The 20715-nt window shown below is 69.9% G+C and carries 18 protein-coding genes; 16 read left to right on the top strand and 2 right to left on the bottom strand.

What is annotated here, in order from left to right; translation table 11 throughout:
- The first annotated feature begins 41 nt into the window (after window positions 1–41).
- Both U1T56_RS02330 and U1T56_RS02325 read left to right on the top strand, forming a co-directional pair.
- Window positions 42–3521, top strand: a complete 3480-nt coding sequence (locus U1T56_RS02330) for an indolepyruvate ferredoxin oxidoreductase family protein (RefSeq protein WP_418157812.1) — start codon at window positions 42–44, stop codon at window positions 3519–3521.
- 81 nt (window positions 3522–3602) lie between these two features.
- Entirely contained in the window at window positions 3603–3848 is a 246-nt protein-coding gene (locus tag U1T56_RS02325; RefSeq protein ID WP_418157811.1) for a YMGG-like glycine zipper-containing protein, read from the top strand.
- Between the two features lie 2 nt (window positions 3849–3850).
- On the opposite strand, the gene U1T56_RS02320 is transcribed toward U1T56_RS02325, so the two are convergent.
- Both U1T56_RS02320 and U1T56_RS02315 read right to left on the bottom strand, forming a co-directional pair.
- On the bottom strand, window positions 3851–4528 hold the full coding sequence (locus U1T56_RS02320) for a hypothetical protein (RefSeq protein ID WP_418157810.1): 678 nt from the start codon (window positions 4526–4528) through the stop codon (window positions 3851–3853).
- A 23-nt stretch (window positions 4529–4551) separates the two neighbouring features.
- On the bottom strand, window positions 4552–5718 hold the full coding sequence (locus U1T56_RS02315) for a pyridoxal phosphate-dependent aminotransferase (RefSeq protein ID WP_418157809.1): 1167 nt from the start codon (window positions 5716–5718) through the stop codon (window positions 4552–4554).
- A 153-nt stretch (window positions 5719–5871) separates the two neighbouring features.
- Here U1T56_RS02315 and speE point away from each other — a divergent pair, with 153 nt between their 5' ends.
- From speE to U1T56_RS02245, 14 genes are all read left to right on the top strand, one after another.
- Entirely contained in the window at window positions 5872–6717 is an 846-nt protein-coding gene (gene speE / locus U1T56_RS02310; protein ID WP_418157808.1) for a polyamine aminopropyltransferase, read from the top strand.
- Window positions 6718–6749: 32 nt separating this feature from the next.
- Entirely contained in the window at window positions 6750–8237 is a 1488-nt protein-coding gene (locus U1T56_RS02305; protein WP_418157807.1) for a M81 family metallopeptidase, read from the top strand.
- Between the two features lie 292 nt (window positions 8238–8529).
- The gene (locus tag U1T56_RS02300) at window positions 8530–8793 is read left to right on the top strand and encodes a hypothetical protein (protein ID WP_418157806.1); all 264 of its coding nucleotides are present in this window, start codon (window positions 8530–8532) and stop codon (window positions 8791–8793) included.
- A 221-nt stretch (window positions 8794–9014) separates the two neighbouring features.
- Entirely contained in the window at window positions 9015–10748 is a 1734-nt protein-coding gene (locus U1T56_RS02295) for a response regulator (protein WP_418157805.1), read from the top strand.
- A 68-nt stretch (window positions 10749–10816) separates the two neighbouring features.
- A complete protein-coding gene (locus tag U1T56_RS02290) occupies window positions 10817–11302 on the top strand; it encodes a Csu type fimbrial protein (RefSeq protein ID WP_418157804.1) in 486 nt (161 codons plus the stop codon).
- Between the two features lie 14 nt (window positions 11303–11316).
- Window positions 11317–12033, top strand: a complete 717-nt coding sequence (locus U1T56_RS02285) for a fimbrial biogenesis chaperone (protein WP_418157803.1) — start codon at window positions 11317–11319, stop codon at window positions 12031–12033.
- Between the two features lie 439 nt (window positions 12034–12472).
- Window positions 12473–14746: a fimbria/pilus outer membrane usher protein gene (locus U1T56_RS02280; RefSeq protein ID WP_418157802.1), complete on the top strand. Its 2274-nt coding sequence runs from the start codon at window positions 12473–12475 to the stop codon at window positions 14744–14746.
- Window positions 14737–15177: a Csu type fimbrial protein gene (locus U1T56_RS02275; RefSeq protein ID WP_418157801.1), complete on the top strand. Its 441-nt coding sequence runs from the start codon at window positions 14737–14739 to the stop codon at window positions 15175–15177. Before U1T56_RS02280 ends, U1T56_RS02275 begins: the two co-directional genes overlap by 10 nt.
- A 135-nt stretch (window positions 15178–15312) precedes the next feature.
- Entirely contained in the window at window positions 15313–15639 is a 327-nt protein-coding gene (locus U1T56_RS02270) for a hypothetical protein (protein ID WP_418157800.1), read from the top strand.
- 119 nt (window positions 15640–15758) lie between these two features.
- A complete protein-coding gene (locus U1T56_RS02265) occupies window positions 15759–16742 on the top strand; it encodes a lytic murein transglycosylase (protein ID WP_418157799.1) in 984 nt (327 codons plus the stop codon).
- Window positions 16743–16772: 30 nt separating this feature from the next.
- On the top strand, window positions 16773–17735 hold the full coding sequence (locus tag U1T56_RS02260) for a septal ring lytic transglycosylase RlpA family protein (RefSeq protein WP_418157798.1): 963 nt from the start codon (window positions 16773–16775) through the stop codon (window positions 17733–17735).
- 33 nt (window positions 17736–17768) lie between these two features.
- Entirely contained in the window at window positions 17769–18899 is a 1131-nt protein-coding gene (locus U1T56_RS02255; protein ID WP_418157797.1) for a D-alanyl-D-alanine carboxypeptidase family protein, read from the top strand.
- Between the two features lie 11 nt (window positions 18900–18910).
- Complete coding sequence (gene tmk, locus U1T56_RS02250; RefSeq protein ID WP_418157796.1) at window positions 18911–19630, top strand: dTMP kinase; 720 nt, start codon at window positions 18911–18913, stop codon at window positions 19628–19630.
- Complete coding sequence (locus U1T56_RS02245; protein WP_418157795.1) at window positions 19627–20697, top strand: DNA polymerase III subunit delta'; 1071 nt, start codon at window positions 19627–19629, stop codon at window positions 20695–20697. Before tmk ends, U1T56_RS02245 begins: the two co-directional genes overlap by 4 nt.
- The last annotated feature ends 18 nt before the right edge of the window (window positions 20698–20715 follow it).

Genomic DNA, 20715 nt, shown 5'->3' with positions numbered 1-20715 from the left:
GCTAGCTTCCGCCGCAACCAACAGGGCAGGTGAGGCGACCCGTGACGCAGCTCCGTGAGGTCACGCTCGACGACAAGTACACGGCCACGAGCGGCCGGATCTTCGTGACCGGCATTCAGGCCCTGGTCCGCCTGCCGATCGTGCAGCGCCAGCGCGATCTCGCCGCCGGGCTGAGCACGGCGGGCTACATCACCGGCTATCGCGGCTCGCCGCTCGGCACCTATGATCAGCAGCTCGAGCGCGCGAAGGCCCATCTCGCGGCACACCACGTCGTCCACAAGCCCGGCGTCAACGAGGACCTCGCTGCCACCGCCTGTGCCGGCACGCAGCAGGTCGGGCTCGACGGCGAGAGCCGCTACGATGGCGTGTTCGCGATCTGGTACGCGAAAGGCCCCGGTGTGGACCGCTCGGGCGACGCCATCCGCCACGGCAACCTGTTCGGCACGGCGAAGCACGGCGGCGTGCTGCTGCTCTTGGGTGACGATCACATCTGCGAATCGAGCACGACGGCGCACCAGAGCGAGTACGCCATGGTGGACGCCATGGTGCCGGTGCTGAACCCGGCCGGGGTCGACGAGATCCTGGAATATGGCCTCTTGGGCATCGCCATGTCGCGCTTCTCGGGTGCGTGGGTGGCGCTGAAATGCGTCCACGACACGGTCGAGAGCACGGCCTCGATCGAGATCGCCCCCGACCGGCCGCGGATCGTGCTGCCCACGGACTACGTGCCGCCACCGGGCGGGCTCAACATACGCTGGCCCGACAACGGCATCGGCCAGCGCATGGCGCTGGCGCAGGAAGAGCGGCTCCACGTCCACAAGCTGGAGGCTGCCCGCGCCTTCGCCCGCGCCAACCGCCTCGACCGCGTGGTCCTGGGCGGCGAGGGGGCCTGGCTCGGCGTGGTCACGGCCGGCAAGTCCTGGCTCGACCTGATCGCGGCGCTCGACGATCTCGGGATCGACGAGGCGCGCGCGCGGGAGCTCGGGCTTCTCGTCTACAAGGTCGGCATGACCTGGCCGCTCGAGCCCGTGGGTCTCGCCGAGGCACTGGTCGGGCTCGAGAAGGTGATCGTGGTCGAGGAGAAGCGGGGGCTCATCGAGAGCCAGGCCAAGGAGCTGCTCTATCCGCTCGCCCGGCGGCCGGTCGTCGTCGGCAAGCGCGACGAGGCAGGGGCGCTGCTGTTCCCGAGCCACGGCAGCCTCGGCTCGAATCAGATCGCGATTGCCATCGCGCGCCGTCTCCTCGAGCGCCGCGAGGATGCCACTTTACGCGAACGGCTGGAGGCGATCGAGCAGGCCGAGCGGGCGGCCGCCGGCTACGTGCCGGCGATGCTGCGCCTACCCTATTTCTGCCCCGGCTGCCCGCACAACAGTTCGACCCGCGTGCCCGAAGGCAGCAAGGCGCTCGCCGGCATCGGCTGCCACTTCATGGTCCAGTGGATGGACCGCGACACCCGCCGCTTCACCCAGATGGGCGGCGAGGGCGCTTCCTGGCTGGGCGAGGCGCCGTTCAGCACGAGGGGACACATCTTCCAGAACGTGGGCGACGGCACGTTCTACCATTCGGGCTCGCTCGCCGTGCGCGCCGCCGTGGCATCCGGCGCCAACATCACCTTCAAGATCCTCTACAACGACGCGGTCGCCATGACCGGCGGCCAGAAGATGGAGACCGGCAATCTCGACGTGCCGGCGATCACCCGCCTTCTGCAAGCGGAGGGGGTGAAGGAGATCGCGGTCGTCACCGACGAGCCCGGGAAGTACCCGCTGGGTGCCGGCTTCGCCCCCGGTGTGCGCATTCATCATCGAAGCGAGCTCGATGCGGTGCAGCGGCGCCTGCGCGAGGTCGAGGGGGTGAGCGCTCTCGTCTATGACCAGACCTGCGCCGCCGAGAAGCGCCGGCGCAGGAAGCGCGGCACCTTCCCCGACCCGGACGAGCGCGTCGTCATCAACGAGCGCGTGTGCGAGGCCTGTGGCGACTGCGGCCTCGCCAGCAACTGCGTCGCGATCCAGCCCGTCGAGACCGAGTTCGGCCGCAAACGTCGCATCGATCAGTCCGCCTGCAACAAGGACTTCTCCTGCCTCGAGGGTTTCTGCCCGAGCTTCGTCAGCGTGAAAGGTGGCACCTTGCGCCAGGCGTCGGCCGCCGGCGAGACGCCGTTCCCGGTTCTGCCCGAGCCCGCACTGCCGACACTCGACGGCCCTTACGGCATCGTCGTCACCGGGGTGGGCGGCACCGGCGTCGTCACGATCGCGGCTCTCCTCGGCATGGCGGCCCATCTCGAGGGGAAAGGTATCGCCGCCCTCGACATGATCGGCCTCGCCCAGAAAGGGGGGGCGGTCGTCTCGCATCTCAAGCTCGCCCCCACGCAGGCCGAGATCGGCGCCGCCCGCATCCAGGCCGGCGGGGCTCGGCTCGTCCTCGGCTGCGATCTCGTCGTGGCCGCGGGCACGCAGGCCGTGCCGACCATGCGCAAAGGGGCGACCGCGGTCGTGGTCAACCGCGATGCCGTCATGACCGGCGACTTCACCCGCGATCCCGATCTGGCGCTTCCCGCCGACCGTCTCGAGCAGGCGATCCTGAGCGCGGCCGGTGCGGAGCAGGTGAGCTTCGTCGATGCCGGCCGGCTCGCGACCCGTCTCGTCGGCGATGCCATCGGCGCCAACCTGTTCCTCGTCGGCTATGCCTGGCAGAAAGGCCTGATCCCGCTCTCGCGCGCGGCCATCGAGCGGGCGATCGAGATCAACGGCGTGCAGGTCGCCTTCAACCGGCAGGCTTTCTTGTGGGGCCGGCGCGCCGCGTACGATCTCGCTGCGGTCGAGAGGGTGGCCGGCGCTGCCGAGGGCCGGCGCTCCGTCCCGCGCACGCTGGACGAGATCGTGGACCACCGCGCGCGCTTCCTCGCCGGCTACCAGGACGAGGCCTATGCCCGCCGTTACCGCGCGATCGTATCACGCGTCGCTGCCGCCGAGGCGGCGTGCCTGCCCGGTAGGACCGACCTCGCCCGAACGGTAGCGCAGAACCTCGCGAAGCTCATGGCGATCAAGGACGAGTACGAGGTCGCCCGGCTCTGGACCGATGGCGTCTTCCTCGAGCAGCTCGGCGCCGAGTTCGAGCGCTGGGATCGCCTCGAGCTCCACTTGGCGCCACCGCTGCTCGCCGGGCGCGATCCCGCCACGGGTCGTCTGAAGAAGCGCCGCTACGGCCCCTGGCTGTTCCCGGTTCTGCGCCTTCTGGCCCGTCTGAAGTGCCTGCGCGGTACCACCTTCGACCCGTTCGGCCGCACGGCCGAGCGGAAAATGGAGCGGCGCCTTCTCGCCGAGTACGAGGCGCTCTTGGACGAGATCCTGCAGAAGCTCACACCCGAGAATCACCCGCTCGCCGTCGAGCTCGCAGCATTGCCCGAGCAGATGCGTGGCTTCGGCCACGTCAAGGAGGCCAACGTCCGGCGGGCGAAGGCGAAAGAGGCCGAGCTGCTGGCGACGTTTCGGGGCGAAGCCGCACTCCTGCGCGCCGCCGAGTAAGGCCGCCCACGGGACCTTCGTCGCCCCTGATCCGTTCTTGGTCCATTCACAGGATCATGTGGACAGGCGGGAGTAAGGCCGATGCAGCGCTGGTGTGCCGTGGTGGGGATCTTGGGGCTCGTCGTGCTTTCGGGATGCGGCACGAGCCGGTTCGATCGAACCGTTACGGGTGCCGGGATCGGGGCCGGCACGGGGGCCGTGGCCGGCCTGCTCCTGGGGCCGGTCGGCATCGCCAGTGGTGCTCTCGTCGGCGCCGGGGTCGGCGGCGTGACGGGTGCCGTCACCACGCCCCAGCAGATCGATCTCGGCCGGCCGATCTACCGTTGAGCTCAGCCGCGCGCGAACCGCCGCATGTGGTGCTGGATCTGGTCCGAGGTATAGGCGTTGCTTCTTCCCACCGGGCAGGCGGCGCGCGCCCGGCAGCCCTGGATCATGCAGGGCTGGCCCGAGAGCGTCGCGAGATAGGACCGGCAGCTCGTGACGTCATAGCCTGCCGTGGTGAAGGCCTCGACCGGGCAGTGCCGGAGGCAGGGCTTCGTCTCGCACGCGATGCAGGGGCTCGGCCGCGGCTCGATCGAGGGCAGGACGAGGCGCTCGCGGAACAGCAACGCACCACGCAGCGCGTGCCAGAGGCCGTGATCGGGGTGGATCAGGATGCCGAGCGGCGAGGGGCTGAGCGCCGGGTCGGCGCGCCGTGCCCAGCGCTGAAACGGATGCCAGGGCGGCCCCGCGAACGGGAACAGGGCCACGGCACCGAGCTCGGCCGCGATCCTACCCAAGACCCGCTCGGTCCAGCGATCGATCGGGTCCGGACCCCTTCCTTCGGGCGAAGCCTGAACGTGAGCCCAGAACGCCGAGCCGACGTTCCCCACCATGACGACGGTGCCGGGTGACGTGCCATCCGGCAGCGCCGGCACGGCGTCCTCGGGCGAGGGGTGAAAGCCGCCGTGGCGCGAGAGCCCGACCGAGGCGAGGCGCTGCCCGAGTTCCTGCAGGAGATCGGCCAAGGCTTTCCGGTCTCCTTCGTCGTTCAAGCGCCGAGATGGCGCCGGATGCGAGCACAGGCTTCTTCGATCGCCTCGCTCGAGGCGGCGTAGGAGAAGCGGATGAAGCCCTCGCCGTGGATGCCGAAGCTGGTGCCGCTGATGACGGCGACCCCGGCCTCGTTCAGGAGCTCGTCCTGGAGCTGCCGCGAGCTTTTGCCGGTACCCTCGATGTTGGGGAAGGCGTAGAAGGCCCCGCCCGGCATCCGGCAGCGGAAGCCCGGAATGCGGTTCAGCTCCGCCACGATCAGCTTCCGGCGCTCGTCGAACGTCGCGACCATGCGTTCCACGCTGTCCTGCGGGCCTTTCAGCGCCTCCACGCCTGCCCACTGCGTCGCGGCGTTGACGCAGGAATGGGTGTTGATCGCGAGCCGGGTGGCATGTTCGACGAGGCTCTCGGGCCACACGCCCCAGCCGAGCCGCCAGCCGGTCATGGCATAAGTCTTGGACCAGCCGTCCAGGAGGATCAGCCGGTCCTCGATCTCGGGATAGGCCGTGAGCGACGCATGCGGGACACCGTCGTAGCACATCCGGGCATAGATCTCGTCCGAGAGCACGGCGACGTGCGGAAAGCGTGCCAGCCCCGCCACGAGCCGGTCGAGCTCGGCCTTGGGCACCACACCGCCCGTGGGATTGGCGGGGCTGTTGACGATCAGGAGCCGCGTGCGCGGCGTGATCTGGGCCAGAACCTCCTCGGCCGAGAAGGCGAAGCCGCGGCTCTCGTGAAGCGCTATCGGCACCGCCGTGGCTCCGGTCCACTCGATGAGCGAGCGGTAGATCGGAAAGCCGGGGTCCGGGTAGAGGATCTCCGCCCCCGGCTCGCCGAACATCGCTATGGCGAAGAACATCGTCACCTTGCCGCCGGGCACGATCACGATCCGGTCGGGATGCACCTCCACCCCCCGCCGGAGCGCCATGTCCTCGGCCACGGCCTCACGCAGGGCCAGGATGCCGTTGGCCGGGGTGTAGCCGTGCTGCCCGTCGCGCAGCGCCCTGACCGCCGCCTCGACGATGTTGGGCGGGGTCGGGAAATCGGGCTGGCCGATGCCGAGATTGATGATCGAGCGGCCTTCCTGCGCGAGGCGCGTGGCGCGCGCCAGCACCTCGAAGGCGCTCTCGGTACCGAGCCGGCTCATGGCGGCGGCGAGATGCATGGGATTCTCCGACCTCCCTTTGGCGTGGGATGCCAGCGTGCCAGGAGTGCCCGGCCGCTTCAATCGGTGTTGCCGCCGTGGCGGGTTGCAAGGCGCATGGCTTGGCTCTAGCTGTCTCGTTGATCGCAGCATCGGCGAGAGGACGAAGCGGGCATGGAGTGGTTCGAGGAAACGCTGCACGAGAACTGGCGTCAGGGCATCCGGATCAAGGAGATCCTCTACCGCGACCAGACCGAGCTTCAGGATCTGATGATCTTCGAGAGCTATGCCTGGGGCCGGGTGCTCACCCTCGACGGTGTCGTCCAGACCACGACCGGCGACGAGTTCTGCTACCACGAGATGATCGTCCACGTGCCGATGCTGGCGCATGGGGCGCCCAGGCAGGTCCTGATCATCGGCGGCGGCGACGGCGGCTGCCTGCGCGAGGCGCTGAAGCACGAGGGCGTGGAGCGTGTGACCCAGGTCGAGATCGACCGCAGCGTCATCGATCTCTGCCGCAAGTGGCTGCCCACGATCAGCGACGGCGCCTTCGATCATCCCAAGGCACGGGTGATCATCGCCGATGGCGCCAGGTTCGCGGCGGAGAGCCCGGAGCGCTTCGACGTGATCGTGGTCGATTCCACCGACCCGATCGGCCCTGGTGCGGTGCTGTTCACCGAGGAGTTCTACCGCAACGTGCGCCGGCTCCTCAATCCCGGTGGCATCCTCGCGACCCAGTGCGGCAATCCCTCGATCAAGCCGCAGGAGCTGGTCGATACGCAGGCCGCCCAGCGCGCGGCCGGCTTCGCGCTCGTCGACTACTACCTGCCGGTGGTGCCGACCTATATCGGCGGCGGCATGGCGCTCGGCTTCGCGACCGACGATCCCGCGAAGCGCAAGGTCGGCGCCGATGCCATCCGCGAGCGCGGTGTGCCCAAGGGCTTACGCTACTACACGCCCGAGGTCCACGTCGCCGCCTTCGCCCATCCGGCCTGGATGATCGAGCGCGTCGGTCACTAGCCCGATCCTCACGCCTCTTGGAGAACGCTTCCATGGCGCGCATCGCCATCGGTGGCCTGCATCACGAGACCAACAGCTTCGCCCCGCAGCCCGCGACCATGGAGCGGTTCGAGGAGGCGGACGGCTGGCCGCCGCTCTCGCGCGGAGCGGCGATGCTCGCGAACACCGCCGGCGCCAATCTCGCGATCACCGGCTTCATCGATGCCGCCCGCGCCGCCGGCCACGCGCTGGTGCCGCTGGTGTGGGCCAATGCCTGTCCGTCCGGACCGGTGACGCGCGACGCGTTCGAGCGCCTCGCCGCCATGATGCTCGAGGATCTCGCGGCGGCAGGGCCGATCGATGCGCTCTTCCTCGACCTGCACGGGGCGATGGTCACCGAGCATCTGCCGGACGGCGAGGGCGAGCTGCTCCGGCGGCTGCGACGGATCGCCCCCGACCTGCCGATCGTGGCGGCCCTCGATCTCCACGCCAACGTCTCCGAGGCGATGGTCGGTTTGAGCGATGCGCTCGTCGCCTACCGCACTTACCCGCATATCGATCTCGCCGCCACCGGCGCCAAGTGTCTGCCGTTGCTCGAGCGGCTCGTCGCCGGCCGGCCGCTCGCGAAGGCGCACCGGAAGCTTGACTTCCTGATCCCGCTGCCCTGGCAGTGCACGACCATCGAGCCCGCGCGCACGCTCTATGTGCTGCTGGACGAGGTCGCGTGCGACGGTGTGCTCTCGGCCTCGATCTGCATGGGCTTCCCCGCAGCCGATACGCCCGTGGCCGGACCGTCCGTCCTGGTTTATGCCGACGATCCCGCAACGGCCGAAGCGGTCGCGGCGCGCCTCGCAACGGCTTTTCGGGAAGCCGAGCCGCGCTTCATGGGCCGGCTGTGGCGGCCGGACGAGGCGGTGCGCCATGCGCAGGCCCATGCCGGCAGCCGACCGGTGATCCTCGCCGACACGCAGGACAATCCGGGCGGCGGCGGCAGCTCCGATACGACCGGCCTCCTCGAGGCCCTGATCGCGGCCCGTGCCGAAGGGGCGGTCCTGGCGCTCTTATGCGACGAGGAGGCGGCGAGGGCCGCGCATGCCGCGGGCGAGGGCAGGATCCTGCGCGGGCTCGCGCTCGGCGGGCGGCACGGACCGGCAGGGGTTCGGCCCGTTCGCGGCGACTTCGCGGTGGGGCGTCTCGGCAACGGCCGGTTCACCGCCACCGGGCCGATGTACGGCGGCAACCGCATGGATCTCGGTCCGATGGCGCTCCTGCGTCCGCTCGCGGCGCCGGGCGTGGAGATCGCCGTCTCGTCGCGCCGGCTGCAGGCTGCCGATCGGGCGATCCTGCATCATCTCGGCGTCGATCCGGCGGCGAAGCGCATCCTCGCCCTCAAGAGTTCGGTGCACTTCCGGGCGGACTTCGAACCGCTCGCCGACGAGGTGTTGGTGGTGGAAGCGCCGGGTGCGAATGTCGCCGATCCGGCGAGCCTGCCCTTCCGCCATTTGCCGCCGGGGCTTCGCCTGCGGCCGGCCCTTTCATAGCCCGGTATGGTTAACGCGTGGTTTGGACCGGCGCGATCCGACAGGGTCGATCCGACCGCTTGTCTTTACGGCTTCTTAACGTTACCTCGGTAACAAGGATACCGGCGAGGCGGTTGTTCGCTTACGCCGCGAAGATGTGTGGTCTAAGGTGCGTTTGGGGTCGGGAGACCGGCCTGTACCGACGGCGGACGGTAAAATGATGGCCTCGACGAGAATGCGGGCACAGCACACCTATCATGGCAACCAACCTCGCCCGACGACGGGTGCTTCCTCGGCCGAGCCCGAGGAGAGCTTGTCTTCGATCGTCCTCTCCCTGTCCGATCTGGTGCGCGACGCCAACGGCGAGGTCGTGCTGTTCAACGACTCCGGCCTACGCTCACTCGCCGTGAGCACCGATGCCGTCGTCGTCGCCGAAGGCGAGGCTGGCCGCCACGTCACCGCGGCGGGCGAGGACGTGTCCGGCTTTCGCTATGTCGCGTTCGACAACGGGCTGAAGCTGTTCTACCAGCCCGGGCTGGACCTGATCCTGATCCAGGAGCGCTCGCCCGACCTTTGAGCGCTTCGGGCCGCTCGTGCCATGCATGTTCCTCCCTGCGTGCCTGTCCGCCACCGGTTGGGTGGGTACGGCATGTTCGTGCGCGAGCTATTACTATCCCAGGTAGCATACTTTTTCTCTCGTTCAAGGTAAAAATTGATTCCTCCCTTCGGTTCCGCTTAAACCCGGCTCTGGTCCCGTCTCGTCTGTCCTGCCGAAGCTGCCGAGCAGGATGGAGCGCTATGTCCGATCTCGACGACGGCTCTTCCCGTCCGGTTTCGTCGGGCCCGACCGACATGGCCGCGGACGAGGCCGATTCCGGTCCGGCGGCGGTTGCCGTCTGGCGTCGTCGCTGCGAGGCGGCGGAGGAGGCGAGTCGGGCGCGCGCCGCTTTCCTCGCCATGATGAGCCATGAGATCCGCGAGCCCATGAACGGGGTCGTGGGCATGATTCGGCTGCTGCGCGACACCCCGCTCGACGACGAGCAGCGGAGCTATGTCGACACGGCGCTCGAATCGGTCGAGACGCTGCTCACCATCGTCAACGACATTCTCGACCTCGGCCGCATCGATGCGGGTCGGCTGGAGCTGGCGCCGGTCGAGGTCGAACTGGCCGCGTTCCTGGAGCGGCTGCGGCTGCAGGTCGAGCCGCGCGCCCGTGCCCGGCAGATCGGCTTTCGCTGCGAGGTCCTACCCGGTACGCCCGCCGTCGTCCGTGCCGACCCGGCCCGGCTGCGCCAGGTGCTGCTCAACCTGATCGGCAACGCCATCAAATTCACCGAAGAGGGCGGGGTCCGGCTGCGGGTTGGACCGGGAACCACCATGGACGGCTCGCCGGGCGGGCTCGCGATCGAGGTCGAGGACACGGGCATCGGTATTCCGCCCGAGGCGCTCGAGCACCTGTTCTCCTCGTTCACGCAAGCCGGTCCCGACACGCCTCGCCTCTACGGCGGAAGCGGGCTCGGACTCATGATCGCGCATCGCCTGATTCAGGCCATGGGCGGCGCGATCACCGTCGCGAGCCGGGTAGGGCAGGGCACCACTTTTCATGTCGCGGTGCCACTGCCGACGGCCGTGGCGGCAGCCGCCGGACCGCTGCCGGTCACGGCCGGCCTCGCCGGCTGCGCGCTCCTGGTGGCCGATCCGCACGCGCGCACCCGGGAGATCACGGCCGAGCTCGCGACCGGCTGGGGCCTCACCGTCCGGACTGCCCGCAGCGGCCGGCAGGCCTTGGCTCTCCTCGGCGAGGCAGCCGACCGCAACGCCCCGTTCGACCTCGTGGTGATCGACCGCAGCATCGCCGATCCGACGGCCGAGGAGGTGGCCGCGGCGATCCGGGCCGATCCTCGCCTGCGGCACGCCCGCCTCGTCCTGCTGGCATCCTCCGGCATGCGCGGCGATGCCGCCGCGGCGCAGGCGGCCGGCTTCTCCGCCTATCTCTCGAAGCCGGTCGAAGCAGCGACCCTGCTCGCCTGCCTGCAGACCCTGCGGGCAGGCCCTCTCGAGCCGGGACAGGGCCCGATCACGGTGCACAGCCTCTCGGAGCGCCGTCCTTCCGGGCTCAAGGTGCTCCTGGCGGACGACAACCCGGTCAACTGCCGGCTCGCCTCGATCATCCTGAAACGTGCCGGCCACACGGTCGACACCGTGCCCGATGGGCTCCAGGCGCTGCGAAAGCTCGAGGCCGAAGCTTACGACATCGTGCTCATGGACGTGCAGATGCCGGTGATGAACGGGCTCGAAGCCACTGCCCGTATCCGCGCTCTGCCCGACGAGCGCCTCGCTGCCACGCCGATCGTCGCGATCACCGCCAACGTCATGCGCGGCGACGACAGCGCCTGCTTCGCCGCGGGCATGGACGGTTATGTCACGAAGCCGATCTCGGCTGCCGCTCTGCTGAGCGAGATCGACCGCCAGATCGCGCGACTTTCCAACCAAAAGGCGATCAAAAACAAAAATCGCTTGCCGATAGATTGAGGTCGCGATAATTTTCTCTATGATAGAATTATCCGGGCGCCAGACGCAGCCCGGTTGGGGAGGTGGAGATGCTGCGTCGCGTGACCGTCCTGGATCTGCTGGCCATTGCGGCGATCCTGGCCGCCCCGCGTCTGGCGCTCGCCGGCACCGACACCGACCAGCTTACCGTTACTGCCACGGTGCAGAGCGGCTGCGCGCTGAGCGGCGGCACCCTGGATTTCGGAACGTACACGTCGGGCCAGCAGACCGATCTCGATGCGATCGGCGCCATCAACTATACGAACTGCAGCGGCATGCTGACCTTCGCGCTCGACGGCGGCGGCAGCGCCAACATCAATGCCCGTCAGATGCGCTCGGGCGCCAACCGGCTCAATTACCAGATCTATCGCAACCAGATCAGGAATTCGATCTGGGGTACGGGCACCGACAGCCAAGGCCAGCAACTCATCGGCACGCAGAGCGGCTCGATCCCGGTCTATGGCCGCATCTTCAAGGGCCAAACCGTTCCGGACGGTGTCTACACCGACATCGTCAACATCACCCTGACCTTCTGAGCGGTGGCATCGCGATGCGTCCGGTGGTCCAGGCCGTGCTGGCGACCCTTCTGACCCTGCCCGCCGGCGAGGCCGGCGCCGCCTCCCTGGGCGTGGCGCCGACCCGGCTCGAGTTCGGCCCCGGCGACCGCATGGTGACCCTGACGCTCGAGAACAATGCGTCCGCGCCCGTGACCGTCCAGATGCAGACCTTCGCCTGGCGGCGCACACCCGCGACGGAGGATCTCGAGCCGACCCACGATCTGATCGCGGTCCCCCCGATCGTGGCGCTCGAGCCCAACGCCAGGCAGGTCGTCCGCGTGGCCCTGCGACGGCCGATGCAGCCCGACGTCGAGCGCGCTTACCGGCTCCTGATCAGCGAGGTGCCCGGCTCCGACCGGACGCCCGGCATCGGCGTGCGTTTCGCGCTCCGCCTGAGCCTGCCCGTGTTCGTGACCCCGGCCGGCGCCACCCCCGGCCCGGTCTGGTCGGCTCGGCCCGGCCGGGACGGCGGGCAGGTGCTGACGCTGGCCAACCGGGGCACGGCCCACCTGCAGGTGCACCGGATCGTTCTGCGGGCTCCCGGCCGGGCCGAGCCCGCGCAGGTCATCGATGGTGCGGCCTACGTCCTTCCCGGCCAGGAGCAGACCTGGCCTCTCGGCGCGACGGCGCGCGTCCAGCCGACGCTCCAGCTCGAGGCAGAGACGAACCTTGGCCCGCTCAAGGCTTCCCTCGCCCTGTCGCAGAGCTAGCCTCCTGGCCCTGGCCGTCCTCGCCGCCGCGTGGTCCGGTCATCGGGTCGCGAGCGGCGAGCGGCCGGACACGTCCGCGGCCGGCGCCGATCCGGAGCCGAAGGCCTTGCGGGCACCTGCCGAGATGCTCCTGCGTCAACTCGTGCGTCGGGTTCGGCAGCAGCCGGTGCGCGAGGCCCTCGAGCTTCCGATCCCCGCTCCGGCGGCGCCCGAGCCGGCAGCCGGTCCGGCCCCGGCGGCGGAACCACCGATCCCGGTCGAACCATTCCTCGCCCCTGTGGCGCCGCCCGCGCCTGCCGTCGAGATGCCGGCGGCTGCAGCCGCACCAGCCGCATCGCCCCCGGCCGCTCCCGCCCCTGCCGGCAGTGCGGGGAACGCGCGACCCGCCTCCCCGACGCCGGCCCCGCCGAGCGTCGGGCCGGCGTCGGCAAAGCAGGCCGTGCCGACGCCAAGGGTGCTGCGACGGGACCCGGTCGAGCCGCCGCTGCAGGAGCAGGCCGCCTGGCGCGAATGGCCGCTCACCGTCGAGCTCAACGGCCGGCGCGCGAGCCAGGGCGGGCTGTTCGTCGAGCCGCCCGGCGGCGGACCGCTCGCCGCGCAGCTCGCCCTGCTCGAGGCCTGGCGGATCAGGACCGACCCCGTCAGGATCATCACCTTCGAGGGCGAGCCCTATTATCCGCTGGACGCCATCCCCGGCGCCCGCTTCACCTTCGACCGCCAGGCGCTCCATCTCGTGCTCGAGGTTCCGGCCGACCAGTTCCTGCCTTCGGTCCTCGCAGGCGAGCCGGTCCCCCGGCCCGAGCCGGTCGCCGGGATCGGCGGCTGGCTCGACTACGACCTCCTCTACCAGGCCGGCGAGAAGGTCCTGGACGGTGCCAGCGGGCTCGTGGAGCTCGGCGCCTTCGGTCCGCCCGGCACGCTGCTCTCGAGCTTTCGCCTCGATGACGTGACGAAGCACCCGGAGGTGATCCGCCTCGATACCACCTTCACCCGCGACCGGCCCGGATCCCGCACCTCGTTCCGGCTGGGCGATGCCGTCGCGGCCGGCGGCGCCCTGGCGCCGCCGGTCCGTTTCGGCGGCCTGCAATACGCGACCAACTTCGGCGTCGATCCGAGCTTCGTCACCTTTCCGCTGCCGGCGATCGGCGGCCTCGCGCGCCAGGATTCGGTGGTCGACGTGCTGATCGACAACCTGCAGCGACAGATCCGCTCCGTTCCGCCGGGGCCGTTCACGATCGAGAGCCTGCCCGTCGTCACGGGTGCAGGCGAGGTGCAGCTCCGGGTGACCGACCTGCTCGGCCGCGAGCAGGTCGTCACCCAGCCCTACTACGTGAGCTCCCGCCTTCTGAAGGCGGGCCTGCACGACTTCTCCTACGAGGTCGGCGCGCTCCGCCACGACTACGGCCGGGCAAGCTTCGACTATGGCGATGCCATCGCGATGGCGACCCATCGCTACGGCTTCACCGACCGGCTCACCGGCGAGGCCCATGCCGAGCTGCAGCTCGACCAGCAGAGCCTGGCCTTCGGCGGCTCGTGGCTCCTCGGGCGCTTCGGCGTCGTGAGCGGCGGGATCGGCACCTCCACCGGCGGCGACGGCAGCGGCGTTCTGGGCGAACTCGGCTACGAGTACGACGGCAGGCGGTTCAACGTCGGCGCCCGTACCCGCTGGACCAGCAGCGGCTTCCGGCAGGCCGGCGCCGACGAGGAAGCCGCCCGCACCGACCAGCTCAATCTCGGGCTCGATCTCGGTGCGGCGGGCAGTCTCGGCCTGCTGCTCCTGCACCGCGACGGCAGAGACGGCGGCGATGCGACCTCGCTCGCCGCGACCTGGAGCCTGCCGCTCGGGCCGGGGGCCCTTACCTTGCGCGCGGCCCAGCTCGTCGAGCCCGGTCCCGAGCTGGCGCTCACCGCGGTCTACACTCTGCCGCTCGGACAGCACCGCTCGGCTTCCGCCGAGCTCGTGAAGCAGGGCGAGGCGTACCGCGCCCGCAGCCAGTTCCGGCAGACCCGCGGGGCTAGCGACCTCGGCCTCGACTACCGCCTCGCGGCCGAGACCGGCACCGATCGCAGCGCCATCGATGCCCGCTTCAGCTATCAGTCGCAGCTGGGAGCCGCCGAACTCGATCTCGTGCGCTTCGACGGCAGCAACGCGCTGCGCGCCGGCGTCAACGGCAGCATGGCGCTGATCGACGGCGAACTGCTGCCCTCGCGGCGCATCGGTCGGGCGTTCGGCCTCGTCTCCCTGCCGGGCTTCCCCGACGTGCGGGTCTATCTCGACAACCGCGAGACCGGCCGTACCGATGCGCGCGGCCGACTGCTCCTGCCGGACCTGCGCCCTTACGAGGCCAACCGGGTCCGGCTCGACGTACACGACCTGCCGCTCGACGCCGAGATCGACACCGCCGAGGTGGAGGCCGTACCCTATGAGCGCAGCGGGATGACGATCGGCTTTCCGGTCGCACGCAGCCCGCAGGCCACGGTCGTGCTGCGCGCCGCGGACGGCACGCCGCTGCCCGTGGGACTGCGCCTGCGCAGTGCCGACGGCCGGGTCACGGCCTGGGTCGCGCGCGACGGGTTCACCCAGGTCAAGGGACCGCTTCCGACCCCTGTCACGGTGACGAGCGCGGACGGGCAGGAGGCCTTCGCCTGCGAGCTGCCGGCCGCGCCCGCGGACGATGTCCTGCCCGATCTCGGCGAGGTCGCATGCCGCTGAGCCGTGCCAGCCTCCTCACGCTCGGCCTTGCTCTCGCGGCACCGTTGCCGGCGTGGGCCGCCTGCAGCGTGTCGGCCGACCCGGTGGCGTTCGGAACGATCGACGTTACCCGCACCTCGACCGGAACCGGGGCCGTGATCGTGCGCTGCGATGCCGCGGCATCGTTCGAGGTCGGCATCTCGCCCGGCCGCAGCGGCGGCGAGCCGCGGCAGATGGCGGGCCCGCAAGGCGGTCGGCTCGATTACTACCTGTTCGCCGATGCCGGCCATTCCGTGCCCTGGGGCGACGGGCAGGCGATCGGCGGGACACGCTCGGGCCGGAGCGACGGCGCCGCCACGACGCGCCTCGTCATCTACGGCGTCGTGCCGCCACAGCCGGGCGTTCCGGCTGGCGAGTACATCGACAGCCTGCAGGTCACGCTGACCTTCTGAGCCCGGCCGGCGCACGGTGGGACGCGCCGGCTGCATACGCCGATGTGCGGGTTCCGGCGGAACGGCCCTGCCCGGAGGCCGCAAGCGCTATCCTCCGTTCCGCCTCACACGATAAAAGATCGATCGGAGGAAACGATGCGTCGCCTGCGCGAGAACGCGACCCGTCTTGCTGCGCTGGTTCCCCCCACGGTGCTCGGCGTGACCGTGGTCGTGGCCGACGGTGGCGGCGTCAGAGGCGAGGCTCGCGGCCTGCTCGGCGTGACCGTTCAGGTCGTCGCTCCTTGCACCGCGAGCCTCGCCGGTCGGGTCGTCACTGTCGATTCGGATTGCAGCGTGCTGAGCGGACCCATGGCCGTGCGCGAAGAGACGGCCGCGCCATCCGCGACGAGCGATGGTGCCGGACCTGCCGCCGTTGCTGTCGAAAGCGAGCCGGGCGTGCGTTACGTCACGCTCTATTACTGACATTCCACGTCATCGGCCCAGCCCTTAAGCGTAAACGACCTGCGAGATTTCCACTTTCGATAGGAAGGCCGAACGCTTAAAAAGAGGCCGGTCTCTCGTCGGTGGAATAGGGGTCGTTCATGCCCGGTGTCACGCGCCGCACCAACCTCGCCATGCTGGCGGCGCTCCTCGGTCTTCTCGCAGCGGCTCCGGCCCGAGCGGAAGAATCGTTCGCCGGCTGGCTCACCGGATTGCGGCACGAGGCGCTCAAGCACGGCATCTCCCGCCAGACGCTCGATCGGGCGCTGCAAGGCATCGAGATCCTTCCCGCCGTGATCGAGGCCGACCGGCGTCAGCCCGAGACCAGGCTCAGCTTCGCCGAATACCGGCGCCGCGTGGTCAACGACCGGCGCGTCGCCACGGGCCGCGAGCTGCTGGCCCGACATCGCGACCTCCTGAGCCGGGTCGAGGCCCGCTATCACGTCCCGGCCGAGGTGATCGTGGCCCTTTGGGGAATGGAATCGAACTTCGGTGAGCGGCAGGGCGGCTACCCCGTGCTCGCGGCGCTGGCGACCCTCGCCTACGAGGGACGACGGGCGAGCTTTTTTCGCAAGGAGCTGCTCGGGGCGCTCGAGATCGTCGAGCGCGGCCACATCGAGCCCGAGCTGATGCAGGGCTCCTGGGCCGGGGCCATGGGGCAGAACCAGTTCATGCCCTCGACCTATCTCGGCTATGCCGTCGATTTCGACGGCGACGGCAGGCGCGACATCTGGCGCTCACTCCCCGACGTCTTCGCCTCCACCGCCAACTACCTCGCCCGCGCCGGCTGGGACGGCCGCTACATCTGGGGACGCGAAGTGCTGGTGCCTGACGGCTTCGTCGACGGCAGGAGCGGGCTCGACCATCGCGCGAGCCTCGCCGACTGGAGCCAGCGCGGCATCCGCCTGCCCGACGGCAGCAGCCTGCCCCGAGCATCCATCCAGGCCTCCCTTCTGCGCATGGACGGCGGCGAGGCCGGAAGCTTTCTCGCTTATGCCAACTTCCGGGCGCTGATGGCCTGGAACCGGTCCACCTACTTCGGCGTGTCAGTCGGGCTTTTGGCTGATTCCTTGAGGGATGGATGACGAAGCTCATCCATGATATGAAGTTCGGCCATGATTGCCGCCCCGACCGACGCCCGTTCCGGCCTGGCTCTGGCTCTGATCCTGCTGCTCGCCGCCTGCAGCAGCACGCGTGAGGCGAGCCGGGGGCCGTCCTCGTCGAAAGCCCAGGGCCCCATCGGCACCTACAAGGTGGGAACGCCCTACCAGATCAACGGCAAGTGGTACTACCCCGAGTTCGACCCGAGCTACGAGCGGGTCGGCATCGCGTCGTGGTACGGGGACGACTTCCAGGGCCTGCCGACCGCCAACGGCGAGGTGTTCGACAAGACGCAGCTCACCGCGGCTCACACCACCCTGCCTCTGCCGAGCATCGTGCGCGTCACCAACCTCGACAACGGCCGCAGCATCGACGTCCGCGTCAACGACCGCGGGCCGTTCGTGGGCGACCGGCTGATCGACCTCTCGCAGGCCGCCGCGCGCGAGCTCGGCTACGAGAGCCAGGGTCTCGCCCGCGTGCGCGTGAAGTTCCTCGGACTCGCCGAGGCCAAGGGCCCGCCGCCGCGTCCGGTGATGGTGGCCGCCCGCTCCACACCGCCGGCAACCGCCCCCGTCGCGCCGTCGCCGCCCAAGCGCTCGGAAGCGCCGCCACGCGAGCCGGTGGCGCCGCTGACCATCCCGGCCGGCCGGCCGGTGCAGGTGGCAGCGTTGATGCCACCGCCATCGGCCGCGCCAGGCGCTGCCTGCCTTGCCGGCGACCAGTTCGTCCAGGTCGGCGCCTTCGCCGACACGATGCGGGTCCGCGCCGCCATCGAGGCGGTCGGCAAGCTCCGGCAGCCGCGGGTCGAGCCCACCTTCGTCGCCGGCAAGGCCATGGCGCGGGTCCGCCTCGGGCCGGTCAACGGGGGTGCTGAGGCAAGACGGCTCCTGGAACAGGTTCGTGCGATGGGCTACACGGGCGCGTTCCTGACGCCCGCGGCGCAGAAGGCGGGCGCTCCGGTTGCGCTGACCTGCTGAGCCTCGTGCTCGGCGGACTTCACGAGGTAGAGGATGCGACAGCGGCTGCTCCTGGCGCTGATGCTGATCGGCTGGTTCCTCGCGGCACCGGCTGAAGCCTTCGAGACCGCTGCCAAGGCGGCGATCATCATCGACGCCCGCACGGGCGTGGTCCTGTTCGAAAAGAACGCGGACCAGCGGCTCCCGCCGGCCTCCATGAGCAAGCTCATGACGGCCTACATGATCTTCGACCGCCTGAAGCACGGCCGCCTCAAGCTCGACGACGAGATCACCATCAGCGAGAAGGCCTGGAAGATGGGCGGCTCGCAGATGTTTCTGAAGGTCGGCGACCGGGTGCGGGTGGAGGACCTGATCCGCGGCATCATCATCATGTCGGGCAACGATGCCTGTGTGGCGATGGCGGAGGCGCTGGCGGGCTCCGAGGAGGAGTTCGCGCGCGAGATGACCGAGACCGCGAGGCGGATCGGGCTCACCAACAGCACCTTCGCGAACGCGACCGGGCTCGATGCTCCCGGCCACCTGATGTCGGTGCGCGATCTCGCCACTCTGGCCCGCACCATCATCACCGAGTTCCCCGAGTACTTCAAATATTACTCCGAGCGCGAGTTCGTCTATCGCAACATCAAGCAGCAGAACCGCAACCCCTTGATCCAGGCCAATGTTCCGGGTGCCGACGGCATGAAGACCGGCTACACCGAGCAGTCCGGCTATGGCCTGGTCGGCACCGCCAAGCGTAACGATCGCCGCATCATCGTCGTCCTGGCCGGGCTCGAATCGATCAACCAGCGCAAGACCGAGGGCGAGCGGCTGCTCGAGTACGGCTTCCGCGAGTTCCAGGAATACCGTCTGTTCCAGGCCGGCGAGAGCGTGGTCGACGCCGATGTCTGGCTGGGTGCCGAAGCCAAGGTTCCGCTCGTCCCGGCCAAGACCGTGGGCGTCACCCTCTCGCACGAGGCGCGCCGCGGCCTCAGCGTCAAGCTGCGCTACGGCAATCCCGTGCCGGCGCCGATCGAGGCCGGTCAGCAGCTCGGCAGCCTCGAGATCAGCGCCCCCAACATGACCACCTTCTCCGTGCCGCTCGTGGCGGGCAAGGACGTGCCGCGTGCCGGCCTGCTCGGGCGGGTCACGAGCATGGTCGGCTACTATGTCTGGGGCGCTTCCTGAAGGAGTCGTCGATGGCAGAGCGGATCCACCCCGGCCTGTCCCCGGCAGACCGGGATTCCCGGCAGCGGGGTCGCTTCATCACGCTCGAGGGTGGTGAGGGGGCCGGCAAGAGCACGCAGGCGAAGAGGCTGGCGCACCGCCTCGAGGCGCTCGGCCTCGAGCTGCTTCTGACTCGCGAGCCCGGCGGCACCGAAGGGGCGGAAGCGATCCGCGAGCTCATCGTGCACGGGCCGGCCGATCGCTGGCGGCCGCTGACCGAGCTCTATCTGTTCCTCGCCGCCCGCGACGACCATCTCGAGCGCGCCATCCTGCCGGCGCTGAAGCGCGGCGTCTGGGTCGTCTGCGACCGCTTCGCCGATTCCAGCAGGGTCTACCAGGGCTATGCGGGCGAGGTCGGCCTCGAGACCGTCGATGCGCTCCACGCGCCGCTCCTCGTCGGGCACGAGCCCGATCTGACCCTCCTTCTCGATCTCCCGGTCGAGGTGGGCATGGCCCGCTGCAGCGCCCGGTCCAGCCGCGCCGGCCAAACAGCGGCGCTGCCCGACGGATCGACAGCGCGCTTCGAGGCCAAGGACCGGACCTACCACGAGCGCGTGCGCGAAGGCTTCCTGATGCTCGCTGCCCGCGAGGCGGCGCGCTTCGTCGTGATCGACGCGGCGAAGGACGAGGAGCAGGTGGCCGAGGCGATCTGGCGGGCGGTCACATCCCGGTTCGGCCTCGCCGCCTCATGAGCGTCGAGCTGCCGTCTCCCGCCGCGAACCCTTGTCTCTTCGGCCACGAGCGCGTCGAGGCCGTGCTGCTCCGTGCGTTTCAGAACGGCCGTCTGCCTCATGCCTGGCTCTTCAAAGGCCCGCGCGGCGTCGGCAAGGCCACGCTCGCCTTCCGCTTCGCCCGACGGCTGCTGGCAGGGCCGGCCGGGCACGAGGCGGCAGCCGAGAACCCCGCCCATCCGGTATTCCGGATGGTGGCGAGCGGTGCTCATCCCGACCTCCGGGTCCTGAAGCGCATCCCGAATCCCAAGACCGGCAAGCTCTACAAGGAGATCCTGGTCGAGCAGGTGCGCGATGCCGATGCGGCGCTGCATGCCACGGCGGCCCGCGCCGGCCAGAAGGTGCTCGTGGTCGATCCCGCCGACGAGCTCAGCGATTCCGCCGCCAACGCGCTCCTGAAGCTCCTGGAGGAGCCGCCCGCGGGCGTGATCCTGCTCCTGGTCTGCCAGCGCCCCGGTCTTCTGCCGCGCACCATCCTCTCCCGCTGTGCCCAGATCACCCTGGCACCTCTACCCGAGCCCCAGCTCCTCGCCGGCGTGGCGGCGCTCGCCCCCGACCTGGCGCCGGAGCGGGTCGAGCTTCTGGCCCAGCTCGCTCGGGGCTCGATCGGCCGGGCACTCGAGCTCGGAAGCTCGGGCTGGCTCGAGCGTTATGCCGAGCTCGTGCAGAAGCTGAGCGTCGCCCGCGCCAGCGAGGTCGCCCGCCTCGTGATCGCCACCCAGCTTCTTCAGGGAGGGGAGGGGACGAGCTTTCGCGGTGCCGTCGACCTCCTGGGTCTCGTGCTCCGCCGCCTCGCCTGGCTCGCGGCTGGAGAGCCGCTCGGCCGGGAGCTGTTCGCGGGCGAGACGGCCATCCTCGAGGAGCTCGCCGCCGGCCGCGGGCTTGATCACTGGGTGGCCTTGTGGGACAAGCTCTCGGCCTTGGCGCTGCGCGTCGAGGGGCTCAATCTCGACCCGCTGGTAGCGCTGCTCCAGATCGTGCAGGCCGCCTGCGGCGTCGAGCCCGAGATCGAGCTCGGGCTCGTCTAGAGGAAGTCAGGAGATCGG

The organism is Benzoatithermus flavus (assembly GCF_037908215.1).
GTDB lineage: Bacteria > Pseudomonadota > Alphaproteobacteria > Geminicoccales > Geminicoccaceae > Benzoatithermus > Benzoatithermus flavus.
The sequence above is the reverse complement of the archived record's forward strand: the minus strand, read 5'-3'. Positions and strand labels throughout refer to the sequence as shown.